General features: G+C 45.6%; 17 protein-coding genes. 15 read left to right on the top strand and 2 right to left on the bottom strand.

From position 1 onward, the window contains the following. Together Q0V21_RS19250 and Q0V21_RS19245 are read left to right on the top strand one after the other, a co-directional pair. On the top strand, positions 1-588 hold the full coding sequence (locus Q0V21_RS19250) for a macro domain-containing protein (RefSeq protein ID WP_301880631.1): 588 nt from the start codon (positions 1-3) through the stop codon (positions 586-588). Further along, the gene (locus Q0V21_RS19245; RefSeq protein WP_301880152.1) at positions 585-2,480 is read left to right on the top strand and encodes a phage tail protein; all 1,896 of its coding nucleotides are present in this window, start codon (positions 585-587) and stop codon (positions 2,478-2,480) included. Before Q0V21_RS19250 ends, Q0V21_RS19245 begins: the two co-directional genes overlap by 4 nt. Here the strand turns inward: Q0V21_RS19245 and Q0V21_RS19240 are convergent. Further along, positions 2,477-3,022, bottom strand: coding sequence for a stalk domain-containing protein (locus Q0V21_RS19240; protein ID WP_301880149.1), 546 nt, complete (start codon positions 3,020-3,022; stop codon positions 2,477-2,479). The two genes, Q0V21_RS19245 and Q0V21_RS19240, sit on opposite strands and share 4 nt — an antisense overlap. A gap of 186 nt (positions 3,023-3,208) precedes the next feature. Between Q0V21_RS19240 and Q0V21_RS19235 the strand changes: the two genes are divergently transcribed. From Q0V21_RS19235 to Q0V21_RS19210, 7 genes are all read left to right on the top strand, one after another. Beyond that, positions 3,209-3,673: a phage holin family protein gene (locus tag Q0V21_RS19235; protein WP_301880148.1), complete on the top strand. Its 465-nt coding sequence runs from the start codon at positions 3,209-3,211 to the stop codon at positions 3,671-3,673. A 25-nt stretch (positions 3,674-3,698) separates the two neighbouring features. Next, the gene (locus Q0V21_RS19230) at positions 3,699-4,316 is read left to right on the top strand and encodes a glycoside hydrolase family protein (RefSeq protein ID WP_301880147.1); all 618 of its coding nucleotides are present in this window, start codon (positions 3,699-3,701) and stop codon (positions 4,314-4,316) included. 204 nt (positions 4,317-4,520) lie between these two features. Continuing rightward, positions 4,521-4,853, top strand: coding sequence for a YolD-like family protein (locus Q0V21_RS19225; protein ID WP_301880146.1), 333 nt, complete (start codon positions 4,521-4,523; stop codon positions 4,851-4,853). 88 nt (positions 4,854-4,941) lie between these two features. Beyond that, the gene (locus Q0V21_RS19220; RefSeq protein WP_301880145.1) at positions 4,942-5,532 is read left to right on the top strand and encodes a hypothetical protein; all 591 of its coding nucleotides are present in this window, start codon (positions 4,942-4,944) and stop codon (positions 5,530-5,532) included. Positions 5,533-5,602: 70 nt separating this feature from the next. Further along, complete coding sequence (locus tag Q0V21_RS32880; protein WP_367620535.1) at positions 5,603-6,055, top strand: accessory gene regulator B family protein; 453 nt, start codon at positions 5,603-5,605, stop codon at positions 6,053-6,055. A 5-nt stretch (positions 6,056-6,060) separates the two neighbouring features. Then, positions 6,061-6,189 (top strand): cyclic lactone autoinducer peptide, encoded by a 129-nt coding sequence (locus Q0V21_RS19215; RefSeq protein ID WP_101749467.1) that lies wholly within the window; start codon positions 6,061-6,063, stop codon positions 6,187-6,189. Positions 6,190-6,204: 15 nt separating this feature from the next. After that, positions 6,205-6,624 carry a LytTR family transcriptional regulator DNA-binding domain-containing protein gene (locus Q0V21_RS19210; RefSeq protein WP_301880141.1) on the top strand — a complete coding sequence of 140 codons (420 nt, stop codon included), beginning with the start codon at positions 6,205-6,207 and terminating at the stop codon, positions 6,622-6,624. Between the two features lie 240 nt (positions 6,625-6,864). Here the strand turns inward: Q0V21_RS19210 and Q0V21_RS19205 are convergent, their stop codons facing one another. Continuing rightward, positions 6,865-7,047 carry a helix-turn-helix domain-containing protein gene (locus Q0V21_RS19205; protein ID WP_301880140.1) on the bottom strand — a complete coding sequence of 61 codons (183 nt, stop codon included), beginning with the start codon at positions 7,045-7,047 and terminating at the stop codon, positions 6,865-6,867. An 84-nt stretch (positions 7,048-7,131) separates the two neighbouring features. Here Q0V21_RS19205 and Q0V21_RS19200 point away from each other — a divergent pair, with 84 nt between their 5' ends. From Q0V21_RS19200 to Q0V21_RS19175, 6 genes are all read left to right on the top strand, one after another. Continuing rightward, positions 7,132-7,380, top strand: a complete 249-nt coding sequence (locus Q0V21_RS19200; protein WP_301880137.1) for a hypothetical protein — start codon at positions 7,132-7,134, stop codon at positions 7,378-7,380. A gap of 107 nt (positions 7,381-7,487) precedes the next feature. Then, positions 7,488-8,588 (top strand): redox-regulated ATPase YchF, encoded by a 1,101-nt coding sequence (ychF, locus tag Q0V21_RS19195; RefSeq protein WP_301880136.1) that lies wholly within the window; start codon positions 7,488-7,490, stop codon positions 8,586-8,588. A gap of 559 nt (positions 8,589-9,147) precedes the next feature. Beyond that, positions 9,148-10,215 carry a peptide chain release factor 1 gene (prfA, locus tag Q0V21_RS19190; protein ID WP_024632736.1) on the top strand — a complete coding sequence of 356 codons (1,068 nt, stop codon included), beginning with the start codon at positions 9,148-9,150 and terminating at the stop codon, positions 10,213-10,215. 24 nt (positions 10,216-10,239) lie between these two features. Next, complete coding sequence (prmC, locus tag Q0V21_RS19185) at positions 10,240-11,124, top strand: peptide chain release factor N(5)-glutamine methyltransferase (protein WP_301880630.1); 885 nt, start codon at positions 10,240-10,242, stop codon at positions 11,122-11,124. Positions 11,125-11,209: 85 nt separating this feature from the next. Next, positions 11,210-12,430 carry an FtsW/RodA/SpoVE family cell cycle protein gene (locus Q0V21_RS19180; protein ID WP_024632734.1) on the top strand — a complete coding sequence of 407 codons (1,221 nt, stop codon included), beginning with the start codon at positions 11,210-11,212 and terminating at the stop codon, positions 12,428-12,430. 217 nt (positions 12,431-12,647) lie between these two features. After that, positions 12,648-13,868, top strand: coding sequence for an FtsW/RodA/SpoVE family cell cycle protein (locus Q0V21_RS19175; RefSeq protein ID WP_301880133.1), 1,221 nt, complete (start codon positions 12,648-12,650; stop codon positions 13,866-13,868). The last annotated feature ends 73 nt before the right edge of the window (positions 13,869-13,941 follow it).

Genomic DNA, 13,941 nt, shown 5'->3' with positions numbered 1-13,941 from the left:
ATGATACTGGTCGATACTCAAGCTGATTTGTGCAGCAAATTCGAAAAGCATTTTAGTGGGATGGATCAAGTAAGTGTAATCAATGCTCGGTTCCAAGATGTTCAGGAATGGGACTGCGTAGTCACTCCTGCAAATAGCTACGGCATTATGGATGGCGGGTTTGATTACTATTTGGCGGAGTACTTCGGTCCGGAACTACAGCGTTCTGTCCGATCCGGGCTTTATGTTCATTATTCAGGAGTCCAGCCAGTAGGGACTTCAATGATTGTAGAGACCGGGAACGAAAAACATCCGTTTGTTGCCCACACACCGACAATGCGTTATCCCATGAGCATTCAAGGAACCATCAATGTGTTTTTGGCTATGAAAGCAGCCATGGAGGCTGTCCAAGACCATAACGATAACGTCAGAGGTGAAATTATTGACACTGTGTTATGTCCAGGTATCGGGACGTGTGCTGGTGGAATGGATAGTAATGCAGCGGCTTATCAAATGAGATTGGCCTATGACATGGTTTTCAATCCACCAAAGAGAATGACATGGGATGTAGTCAGAGAAATTGAAGGGAGGTTTCATGGGGGCTTATGAGAAGACCAGCATATGTAACAGTATATGACTTGCAAATGCGCAAGGTGGCGTATCTGGAAAATGCGTTTGATGTAAGTTATGACGCACCCATGAATGCCTTATGGAGCGCGTCTTTCACTCTTCCGGCTGATGATGCCAAGAACAGTGAGTGTCAACCACTTTACTTTGTGGAGATCCATGACGGGGATGAGAGATTGGAGTTATTTCGGATCTTACCGAGCCAAACACGGCGCGGATCTGATGGGGCGACAATCACATACACATGCGAGCACGTTCTGGCTACTTTGCTGGATGACGTGCTTTTTTTGTATCACACGGTTGGGAATCTGGGCGTGTATACACGAGATGTGATTCAGTACATCTTGTCCAAACAGCTTGTAAAGCGTTGGCAGCTGGGTACAATCCAGTTTGATCGTCAGTTTGAATACAACTGGGAGAATGAAAACCTACTGGGGGCATTGTTCTCCATTCCTCAACCTTTTCCAGATGAATATATGTGGACGTTTGATACAACCGTTTACCCATGGAAACTGAATCTGATAAAGCCGTCCGAACAGGAAGATGCATATATCAGGTACGGGGTTAACTTACAGGGCATCACACGCACTGTGGACCCGTCTAAGGTGTCTACTCGAATTTATGGACTTGGATATGGGGAAGGCGTAAATCAGCTCACATTCGCGGATATCAATGGCGGCAAGCCGTATATCGAAGCGGAGTCGGAGTACATCCAAAAATACGGGATCGTACAGACTATCTTTGTGGACCGGAGGTTTGAATATCCTGAAACGCTTCTGGCACGATGTCAAACGTTACTGGACGAACTGAAAGAACCAAGTGTGCAGTATACGGTAGATGCAGCGGAGATATACGCACTCACCAATGATCCGATTGACCGATTCGTTTCCGGGGCTATGGTTCGGGTGCAGGATGCTGACTTGGGTATTGATATCAAGTCTCGTGTGGTTAAAGTAAGCAAAGGCAATTTGATTGGTGATCCAGGAGCGGTAACGCTTGAGATTGCGAACAAGTCCCAGGACATTGCGGGGAGCATAGCGGAGCTGCGGAACCGGATGCATATCAGTGAGGTATATGCCCAAGGTGCTACCAACTACGATAGTCACGATTTTGCAGATAACTGTGATCCTACACATCCGGCTGTACTACGGTTTTGGCTCCCGGCAGAGACAGCCAGGGTGAACAAAGTAGCGTTGTCGTTCCGAGTAGAGCCATTCCGAGGATATAGCCGAGCTATTGAATCAGCGCCTTCAGTGTCATCGGGTCCAAGTACCAGAAATACAACAGCGAATGGCGGCGGAGAAACGCCAACGACTTCAACTCAGCCGTCTCGGATTGAATCGTCATCCACGTTGGATGATTGGGATCTTTTCGCCATCAACATTCCGGAATACGTAAACAGTGTTCTGGATCATAATCACGGCATTCCTGCTGGTACTTCGCTCATGAAAGCGGATGGAACACCAATCACATTCGTCCCATCTGGCGGGCACGGCCATTCATTGACTACCGATCATCGGCACAGCGTAACAATACCATCACATAATCATACGGTTTCCATAGCGCCACACACTCACAATATGGACCATACACATACCATACCTGCGCATTCTCATGAGATTGAGTTCGGGATTTGGGAGGGGCCTATACCTGAATCGGTTCAGGTGAGGGTAGATGGCGTTTTGGTACCGGGATTGAATACATCTGGCGAAGAAATAGATATTATCCCATTCCTTTCAAAAGATAATAGCGGAAAAATAAACCGGGGAGATTATCACGAAATCACAATAACCCCAGTTAATTCACTGGGGCGTGTCGTGGCGTCAGTCTTCACGCAGATATTCGCGCAAAGCAGAGGCGGCGGGGATTATTAAATTATTCCAGCTGCTTTCAGGTCGGATTCGCTAATGAGGATTTGGTTGCCTTTGTTTATTTTCAATGAAATAGGGTGCCCGTCTTCAGTATAAGCAGTGTAACCTTGTTCAAGTTTTGTGGAATCAACGGTGAACAGTACAGAGTCGCCTGACTTTACATCAAAGAGATCATGTGATCCGCTCTTTTGTTGCTGCACCTTGAGTGTGTATTTTGAAGCGATATCACGTAGGAATACCCATTCTTGCTCAGTTTCTGTAATCACTGAAACGTCTCCTTTCGAGTTAAGGCTGATTTGTTTGTTCTTGGCATCATATTTTACATCTGCATCAAGCAGACTTGCCACTTCGCGCACAGGTAAATAGGTTACACCATCACTGACGATAGGCGCGTTTTTTAGGTTTGCTTGCTCATTGTTTACAATGACTTTGAAATTTGAAATAACAGCTTGGATTGTGGATGGAGCTGCTGCAGCCAAGGTTGCCGATCCGATCATCATACCAACACCAAGAGTTACGACAGTTTTTACCAAAGACTTCTTCAAGGGGCATATCTCCTTTTAAATAGACTATAACATCTATTACGGTAATCACTGGTAAAAGTTTTATAGTATATCAAAATAAGGTGGTGGTGACCATGCTTGTATAACTGAAAATCTTAGTTTGCTCCCGGAGTGGTTGGGGGCTATTTGTATTTCTAAATTATTAGAGAGAGAAAGCGGGGGTTCGGTATGCAAGAGGGGATGTCTAATGTCATTAAAATGGTATCCGCAGTTTTGGGGGCTGGCGCGGGATACCTCTTTGGAGGGTGGAATATCTTGATACATTTACTTTTAATTTTGGTGGTAGTGGATTGGTTGACGGGATGGGCAGCTGCTTGGATCAAGCATGAGTTGCGCAGCCGTGTAGGTTTTGAAGGTATTGCACGAAAGGCGGCCATTTTCCTTATCGTAACAATTGCCCACTATATAGATGCGGCATGGGGAAGTACTGGATACATCCAGGACGCGGTTGTTTTCTTTTATATTGCAAATGAGCTATTGTCTGTTATTGAAAATGCTGGTCGTATGGGTTTGCCTATGCCGGATGCACTCCGGAACGCGGTGAAAATATTCGAATCCAAATCTTCAGTTCCGACAAACCCGAACCTTCCAGATCCGCCGCAAGATGAAACTACTCAAAAACCAGCAGTCTAATATAAAGAATGGGGTGTTTTAAATCATGCGTAAAATATCAAATGCAGGAATTGCTCTGATTAAATCGTTTGAAGGATGCAAACTCACAGCGTACAAGCCAGTACCAACTGAAAAGTACTGGACAATCGGTTGGGGGCACTATGGGGAGGATGTAAAACAAGGACAGAAGATCACACAGGCGCAGGCTGACGCTATGCTAATTACTGACCTGGCTAAATATGAAGCTTATGTCAATAATCCGTCTTACGTGCCAGTTACGGATAAGCTCACACAGAATCAATTCGATGCGCTCACAAGCTTTTGCTACAACACTGGCCCGGGAAACTTAAAGCAGCTATGTAACGGTCGCACACTAGCCCAGATTGCCGCGAGCATCACCAAGTATAACAAGGCAGGGGAAAATGTCCTGAATGGTCTGGTGAAGCGCAGACAGGCCGAGCTCGACCTATTCAACTCGCCTGATGTGAAGAAGGCCGATGCGGATGACAAAGTAACAGCAATCGTTAATGGTAATCAAATCAAGGGCGCAGTTTTAAAGGATGGTACAGTTCTGATTCCCTTACGAGCTGCTGGCGACAATATTCCAGGTTCAAGGATCGGATGGGACCAAGTAACAAAAACAGCCACGCTTGATACTCCTTGACAATTCATTACCGCAACTACCTCACTAGATTTTCGTGATTTTTGCAACCGCAAACCTTCGACATATATAATTCCCAACAAGTTGGGAAGAACACATGGCGCCACTGGGCTTAATACTGGCGGCGTCTATTTTGTTATTGATAAAGAACGTATGTTCGCATATAATACAAACAAACGTACGTTCTTATCAATTGGAGGCGGAAGCATGAGTAAGAAACTTTCCGGTAACGGAGTCTATGAAGGGTCGAGGTTTATTATGCCCGAACATCTCGAAGCAATGTTACAGCAAGAGAGGGAACAACGGCGTAAAGGAAAACCAATTTTGGATGAGCAAGCTATCGAAGAAATTGTTCGTACTTTAGCTGAATCTTTCCACGAAAAAACAAAGGTCGATCTGGTTGTGTTTAGCCCGTTTGACGACGAACATTATAGTGGAGTTGTAATTGGTATTAATCAAAGCAGAGGTAAGGTCAACCTGTTGTTAGAAGATGATGAACGCCAAATACCGATTGCGGAAATAATCTCTGCAAACGTCTGAAATTGTATGAATTTGGCTATGGAATTGCCACTCCTTCCGGTATAATTAAAGTATACGCTTTATACTGCCGATAAAGGAGAAATGTAGGGTGTGGGAGCTAGTTTGGTTTCTGCTTTTTTCTATGATAGAGATGTTCGGGGCATTTTTGTTTATGATGCTCCTGTTTAGAGAAAACCCAAGAGAATACATCTGGCAAGCAGCTGTTGTTGCGGTTATTATGGGTCTTCAAAGTTACTACTTACGAGGAATTGATCTGGGGTTTGTAGCAGTAGTTATCAATATTTTGTTTTACGTGCTCTTGCTGGCAGCGGTGGTTAAGTTACCAGTAATTTGGTCAGCTATTATAGCATGCGTGGGATTCTTCCCATACGCTTTCGCCCAAGCTGCTCTCTTCGAATTTTTCCAAGGAGAACTACTCCAGTTGATAACCAGTATTCTTTTTATGACACTGGCGTACATACTGTACCGTTTTGGATTAGGATTCGAAGCTCCTTACCACCTTTTGAGATTCCGATGGGAAAAGGTATTGGTCGTGCTCGTGGTACTGGGTTCGTTTGCTCTTACAGCTATCACGATGTATCAAAATTCAGTATGGATTAACATTATATTCTTCGGTGCTGCGTCAGTATTATTCCTTTACTACGCAATTCGTAAAGAAAGGGAACAAACAAGTGATTGAGAATGCAGCCGGTCGAGTGGCTCGACATATTAAATCAGTAGTACCAAATCACCCAGTCCACGAAGAGGACATGCAGCACACGCTAATAATTATCATGAACACGGCCGCTGTTGTTCTTTTTACGTTAATCGGGGTGTTGTTTACGGACAGGGGATCAGAGGTCATAATGCTACTCAAATGCTTTGCGTTACTTCGGCTGGTCTCAGGCGGTCTACACCTTGAATCAAGTATGGGCTGTGCAATTGTAACGGCAGGAACAGCGACGTTGCTCTCTATAATAAATGCCAATACCACTTGGACAATTTCTCTAACGGCAATCAGCATGTTGATTGTCCTGAAATATGCTCCATCAGGAATCGAAAATCAATCTCGCATACCTGAGAGATTTTATCCTCTCCTTCCAGTAATATCTTTCATCATTGTTGCATCAAATCTATGGTTTTTATCGTCTATGGCTGCAATAGCATTTTTTGTACAAGCGTTGACGTTGGTTATAAATGAGCATTTCATGAAGAGGGGGTGACACACATGTTCAAAGTAGCTATGTATTCAGCAATCGCTTCAAGCCTTGGCGTTATTGCTGCAATTACAGTACTGCCTGCAAGTTTGGTATTCGTGAACAATCCGCGACCATCCAAACGACTGCTTAAAAAATAATGGAGGACCACATATATGGAACCTATATCATTGCTGGTTGATCCAAAGGGCAAGAAAGGTGTTACTGCCGTTAAGATCACTGACATACTGTACCTGTCTTATATTAGCGGGTACAGAAAGGTTGCATTCTATACTGCGGATGCGACGTATTACTTTACTGGAAGCAAAGAATACTGGACTGATGTACTAAACAACAGCGGGGCTCGCTTCGTTGGTGTGGATCGTACCAGCTCGGTCAACGCTGAGAAGGTTGCCCGGACGGAAGAAGATCCGCATTACGCCTATTTCGAAAAGTTTCGCCGGATAGGTGAGAAGAGATGTTGGTTGTCTAAAAGAGGTCATGCTGATCTCTTGAAAGAAATGAGCATGATTCGAGAAGAGGCTAAATCACAGTTTATGCCAGTATATCAATACAAAGAGGGGCTGCCATCATAGCAATGGCTGCCCCATTTTTTTAATGAAATATTATATCATAAACACGAACAAATATGTTGTCGAATGGTGGTGTCGAATGCAAAGAATTCAGCCGCCCAATTTATGTTTACACAAGGGTAATAATGGGATTTAATAGAGATGTGAGGTATGAAGATTTTGGGATTGATGTATGTTTGCTGGTTTATTTTTACCCAGGGTTAACTTTTATCCCGGGGAGGGGCTTTCGCCTCCGCCGTTCGCCTAGTCATCCCATTCGTGCAGTTCTTCCATAGTGCAGTTGAGTATTCTCGCTGCATGGGCTGCGTTTTGATATGAGAAAAACTTTTTCCCAGAGATGACTTGAGATATGAAACCGTCAGAAAGGTTCAATTCTTTAGCAAGATCAGTCGCTTTGATCTTGCGTTTGGCTAAAAGGTATGGCAAACGGCTCCTCCCAGGTTCGGGATGCATCCATTCACACCTCATATGCCTAAATTATTCCACTTAACTATTATAGGGGGTAGCAACATGAATATACAATGGCTAGAGCCCGTCATTAAAACAAGGTCTGAAGAAATTGCAGATAGTATTCTAAGTTCGGATGGTTCAAGTCATGATATCCTTTTGGAGTTGATTGCGAAAAGGGACCAGATGAGTGTCGATGAATTCAACTTTGAACTTGAAAATTTATTAATTGTACATACAAAGGCGATAGTTGAACGATCATACAGGGTCGGAGTACAAGAAGCGTTAACATTCAGAAACATGATGGTATAACATAAATGAGCGGCCCTGCATGTAAACAGGGCCGCTCATTTATTATTTTGTGAATGTGTTGTAAAATGAAACCTGACTGAATTCACAAGTAAAGGATGGTTATATAAATGTCTCTCTCTGTTGGAATCGTGGGTCTGCCTAATGTTGGTAAATCCACACTGTTTAACGCAATTACACAAGCTGGTGCCGAATCGGCAAACTATCCGTTCTGTACGATTGACCCTAACGTGGGGATCGTTGAAGTACCGGATGAGCGTTTGGACAAATTGACAGAACTCGTTGTACCGAAAAAAACGGTACCGACGGCGTTTGAATTTGTAGATATTGCAGGTCTTGTTCGTGGTGCGAGCAAAGGCGAAGGTCTTGGTAACAAGTTCCTTGCCCACATTCGTGAAGTAGACGCGATTGTACACGTGGTACGCTGCTTTGTAGACGAGAACATCACACACGTCGATGGCAAAATCGACCCGGTAAGCGACATCCAGACGATCAATCTGGAGCTGATCCTGGCCGATATCGAGAGTGTCGAGAAAAAAATCGATCGCTCCAAGAAAAACATGAAGGGCGGCAACAAATCAGCTGCTCAGGAAGTGGAAGTACTGGAGAAAGTGAAGGCTGTTCTGTACGAAGACAAGCCAGCACGCAGCATGGAGCTTACCGATGACGAGCGTCTGATCGTGCGCGATCTGCACCTACTTACCCTGAAGCCTGTTCTGTACGCAGCCAATGTAGCTGAGGACGAAATCGGCGATGTGGCGAACAATGCCTATGTGCAAAAAGTAAGAGAATTTGCAGCTGCTGAAAATGCAGAAGTTGTGCCGATCAGTGCAAAAGTGGAAGAAGAGATCTCCGAGCTGGAAGGCGAAGATAAACAAATGTTCCTGGAAGAACTCGGTATCGAGGATTCCGGTCTGAACCTGTTGATCAAAGCCGCTTACAAATTGCTGGGTCTGTACACGTACTTCACAGCAGGCGTACAGGAAGTTCGTGCATGGACGATTCGCAAGGGTACGAAAGCACCAGGGGCAGCGGGTGTTATTCACACAGACTTTGAGCGCGGATTCATCCGGGCAGAAGTCGTTTCCTACGACGATCTGGTTGCAGCCGGTTCCATGAACGGTGCCAAAGAGCGTGGACAACTTCGCCTTGAAGGTAAAGAGTATGTTGTCAACGACGGCGATGTTATGCACTTCCGCTTCAACGTTTAATTCATATTCAATCTACAATCAGATATAACGTTACCAAAAGCCCTGTTGTCTTCCCGTGAAGATCGCAGGGCTTTTTTATATTCTAATCCTGCTGCAGATCGTTACTTATGCTGGATTGTTTGTCATTGGTGGATATAATAAAAATGAGGCAAGCCAAGGGAGGCGGAAATGAGACATTATAACGGGAATTCATTATGTTTCGCCTTAGTTATAAAAGTAATATGGTTGTCTGCCCGGTGAACTATTGCTATCCAGAAGCATAAGAATATGCTATAATTAAGAGTCGTATACCTATGTTAAATTTCACGCTCGGCTTAATGAGTTGAAGCGGGTTTTCAACCGGGTACGCGATTTCTTTTATATAACTTAAAAGTAAAGGATTTGATGACGTTGTAGCGATGTTATACGTCGATCATAAAATGAATCTTTCAGTCAGGGATTTCTGTGAATTCCGTGCCTTGTGAAATATAAATGGTCTGATGATGCATGAAATGAATGCCTATCAGGATCGAATGAATGATGAATGCTGGAACGAAAATAATGCGTGAGGTGACTATATATGTTTGATAAATTACAGGCGTTAGCCGACCGTTACGAGAAACTCAGCGAATTGCTGTGTGACCCGGATGTAGCAAGTGACAACAAGAAGCTGCGGGAATATTCCAAAGAACAATCGGATCTCCAGCCTACCTATGAAGCGTACAATGAGTACAAACAGGTAAGCCAGGATCTCGAAGCTGCAAAAGAAATGCAGGGCGAGAAGCTGGACGACGAGATGCGTGAAATGGTCAAAATGGAAATCGATGAACTGAGCACTCGCCAGAAAGAACTGGACGATCTGATTCGTGTTCTCATGCTGCCAAAAGACCCGAATGATGATAAAAACGTCATCGTTGAAATTCGCGGAGCGGCTGGTGGAGATGAAGCGGCGCTGTTTGCAGCGGATTTGTACCGGATGTACACACGTTTTGCTGATACGCAAGGCTGGCGTGTGGAGCTGATGGACGTGAATACGAACGACTTGGGTGGCTTTAAAGAGGTTGTTTTCCTCATCAATGGACGTGGTGCATACAGCAAACTGAAATACGAAAGTGGTGCACACCGTGTGCAACGTATTCCTACAACCGAATCGGGCGGACGGATTCATACGTCTACTTCGACAGTAGCGGTTATGCCTGAAGCCGAAGATTTCGATATTGAAATTCACGATAAAGATATCCGTGTAGATACGTTCTGTTCCAGTGGTGCCGGTGGACAATCGGTTAATACGACGAAATCGGCTGTACGGGTAACTCACGTTCCAACAGGTATTGTGGCGACGTGTCAGGATGGTAAGTCCCAGAACTCGAATAAGGAAAAAGCATTGCAGGTTCTGCGTACGCGTATCTTCGATATGATGCGTCAGGAAGAAGAAGCGAAAATTTCGAGTGAGCGGAAGAGCAAAGTAGGTACAGGTGATCGCAGTGAGCGGATTCGTACCTATAACTTCCCACAGAGCCGTGTTACGGATCACCGGATCGGATTGACGATGCACAAGCTGGATCAAATTATGAATGGTGAGATTGCGGATATCGTGTCTGCACTGACGATTGCCGAGCAGACGGATATGATGGATAGAGGAGAATAATCTGTGACCCGCGCGCAGTTTGTCATGACGCCGGAACAGAGCTGTCGGGAAGCCTTCGTGGAGGCTTCCTCTTTTTTGGAGAAGTGCGGCGTGTACGAGCCGCACAACAATGCCCGGCTGCTGCTGGAACATGTACTCGGCCGCGAAGGGGCCGAGTATTACATGATGCAGCCGGAGCCCTTTCCCAGCGAGCTTCGCAGCCGCTGGGAAGACGCCATCACGCGCAAGGCTGCGGGTGAGCCGGCGCAGTACATTATCGGCAGCCAGGAATTCTACGGGCTGCCGTTCGAGGTCACGCCGGCCGTGCTGATTCCGCGGCCGGAGACCGAGCTACTGGTCGAGGCTGTGCTGCGCGAAGCCGACCGCGTGTTTCCCGGCGGCGCTCCGCTCGCCGTCGACATTGGCACGGGCAGCGGAGCCATCGCAGTGACGATGGCTTCGCAGCGCCCGCGCTGGCAGGTAGGCGCCGGAGATATCTCGGCGGCAGCCCTGCAAGTGGCCGCGCGGAACGCGGCCGCGAACGGAGTACAGATCGACTTCCGCGAAGGCGATCTGCTGGCCCCGTTCGCCGGGGCACGGGTGGACATCCTGGTGTCCAACCCGCCCTACATCCCGGCGGCAGATATCGCCGGGTTGCAGCCCGAGGTGCGCGATCATGAGCCGCGCACGGCACTGGACGGCGGCCCGGATGGACTGGGGCCGTACCGCATCATGGTGGAGCAGCTTGCGCTGCTGCCTGCGCCGCCGCAGATCATTGGTTTTGAGCTGGGTCAGGGACAGGCCGGGGACATCGCAGCTCTGCTTGAATCAGCTGGATATTGGCCGGAAATTATCGTCGTCCCAGACCTTGCAGGCATTGAACGGCATGTATTGGGTGTTCGCACTTCGGAACAGGTGACGAAAATGTAAGGTTCCACGGGTTTTCTTTTTGCCGTGAAATCCTCTACAATGAGATATACCGAAGATTGCTGAATGCTTGGAGGAACATAACTACATGCTGCATAAATTCAAAAAAATAGACTATTCCATTGTTTTTATATTGCTCATTCTGATGGTCATCAGTATTTTGTCGATCTATAGTACCACCTTTGGCAGACCGAAGCTGGAGGGACTCACGAAAAGTGCAGTGTTGTATTATATTTTAGGCTTCGTGGTCTTTTTTGGGATGACGATGATCAATTACAAATTCATTATCAAAAATTATTTGTATATCTATGGCGTGGGTATGCTGCTTCTCATTTTCGTTATGTTCTTTGGTAAAGAATATTACGGAGCGAAAGGTTGGCTATCCATATTCGGAGTCAGTTTGCAGCCTGCTGAATTGTTCAAGCTATGCCTGATTGTGTTTTTATCGGCCTTTTTGGCCCGCAAGAAGAATCGTCCGCTTTATTTCGGACGTGATGTCATTCCAATCTCACTCTGTGTACTGCCGCCATTACTACTCGTATTACTCCAAAATGACTTGGGGAATGCGTTAAGTTATGTGGTCATTCTCGTGGGACTATTATGGATTGGTAATATTAAATTTACTCATGCCCTTATCGGTTTTATTATTGCTGTGGCTGCATTTATCGGTGGTATACAGGCTTATATTCATTATCATGATGAGATTGTGAAATTTCTGAAGGATGTTGGTCGTTCGCACTGGGCCGATCGTTTCGACCCATGGCTCGTGCCGGAACTGACCTCAAGAGATGTGCTCTGGCAGACGTATAACGCGAAGCTTGCGATCGGTTCTGGCGGCATTACAGGCAAAGGGTATTTGGAAGGAACAACGATTCAGTCCAATCGGGTGCCATTGGCATATGCCGATTCGATTTTTGTACAGATCGGGGAGGAATTTGGGTTTATAGGTGCCTCCGTGTTGCTGCTACTGTACTTTATTCTTATTCACAGGCTGGTGCTGATTGCGCTGGAATGTAAGGACAGGGCAGGGCCATATCTAATTGTCGGCATTATAGCGATGCTGCTCTACCAGATCTTTGTCAACATTGGTCCGTTCATTGGTCTGATGCCATTGACAGGGATTACGTTGCCGTTTATCAGTTCAGGTGGTACCTCAATTATGATCAACATGATTAGTATGGGGATTGTGATGAGTATCAAGGTGCACACGGAAGAGAACGAGGATATTCTGGGTTCCGCTGAACAACCTGGCATTACAGAAATGGTCATGAAGCTATTTAGACGCAAATCAACACAGCAGGAGCAGTAATTTTTATTCAAGGAAGAACCTTTTCCAAGAGAATACGATATATGTTAACCCTGGAATCAACAGATCGGAGCAAGATAGATCTGTGGGTTTCAGGGTTTTTCGTTATTTTGTTTGGCAGGTTTCCAATTTGTCTTCCAATTCTATACAATGGTAATATTGAAGACTACTGGAAAAAATTAATGGGTTGTTGAGCCTCAGGAGGATATGTGGTGCGAACATGCTGAGAATGCTGAAGAAGATGGACGGGGTTATTTTGTTTGTGTTGCTGCTGCTTATGGTTATGAGTGTGTTTACGGTGTACAGTGCCATTCAGTCCGATCCGAAACTTGGGAATCATCATATCAAAACCTTGCTGTTTTACGGGATTGGATTCGTAGCTATCATTGGTATTGGATTGGTCAATTATAAACTGTATATCCAATATGCATTTTATATTTACGGAGTCGGGATCGTGCTGCTGATTCTTGTCAATTTTGTTGGCGGACCTATCAATAATGCGAATGGCTGGATAAAGATTAATGAATATCTTTCTTTTCAACCGGCAGAATTGTTCAAAATGATCCTGATTCTGTTTCTGGCGCATGTATTGGTCAAAAGAAAAAATTCTACGCTTCGTTTCTGGAAAGACATCGTGCCTATTGGTTTATGGACGTTCGTTCCCTTTGCACTTGTAATGATTCAGAATGACCTGGGCAACGCCCTCGGATACATCGTGATTCTGGTTGCTGTGTTATGGATTGGGAATATCAAGCTGTCGCACGCATTAATTGCTCTTGCCATAGTGGGAATATCCTTTTTTGGATTCGTCAAAGCATATACGTCGTATCACGATGAGATTTTTACCTTTCTGGAAAAGGCGAACCGGGAGCATTGGGCCGAGCGAATTGATCCCTGGCTTGTACCGGATAAAGCCACATCGAAGGCCTCGTGGCATACGAAAAACGCCGGTCTTGCCATAGGATCGGGAGGCATAACAGGCAAAGGTTACATGCAGGGAACTTCCGTTCAATCGGGGCGTGTACCGTATACGTATTCGGATTCCATTTTTGTGGTTATTGCTGAGGAGTTTGGTTTTGTAGGCGGCTCTGTTCTGCTCTTACTGTATTTTATCCTCATCCATCGTATGGTGTTAATCGCCTTCCACTGTAGAGACCGGGCAGGACCTGTCGTGATTGTAGGTATTATCGGCATGCTGTTATATCAGGTGTTTGAAAATATTGGTGCTTTCCTCGGACTGATGCCGCTTACGGGCATTACACTGCCGTTTATAAGCTACGGAGGAACCTCGTTGCTCATTAATATGGCATGTATCGGGCTTGTGATGAGCATTAAATTGTATGGTCAGGAAGACGAGGACGAGCTTTTTATGGGAGAACAAAGACCTACCTTACTGGAACGCTTATGGAGTATAGTCAAAAAGGAAAAGACAACAGCGTAACTTTGAACTTTGGTATGATTCAATTCTGCCATGGACATCCATCATCCCATTCAGAGGATGTTGGAGTATGTAA

This window comes from Paenibacillus sp. 11B (genome assembly GCF_030487755.1).
Classification (GTDB): Bacteria; Bacillota; Bacilli; order Paenibacillales; family Paenibacillaceae; genus Paenibacillus; species Paenibacillus vandeheii.
The sequence above is the reverse complement of the archived record's forward strand: the minus strand, read 5'-3'. Positions and strand labels throughout refer to the sequence as shown.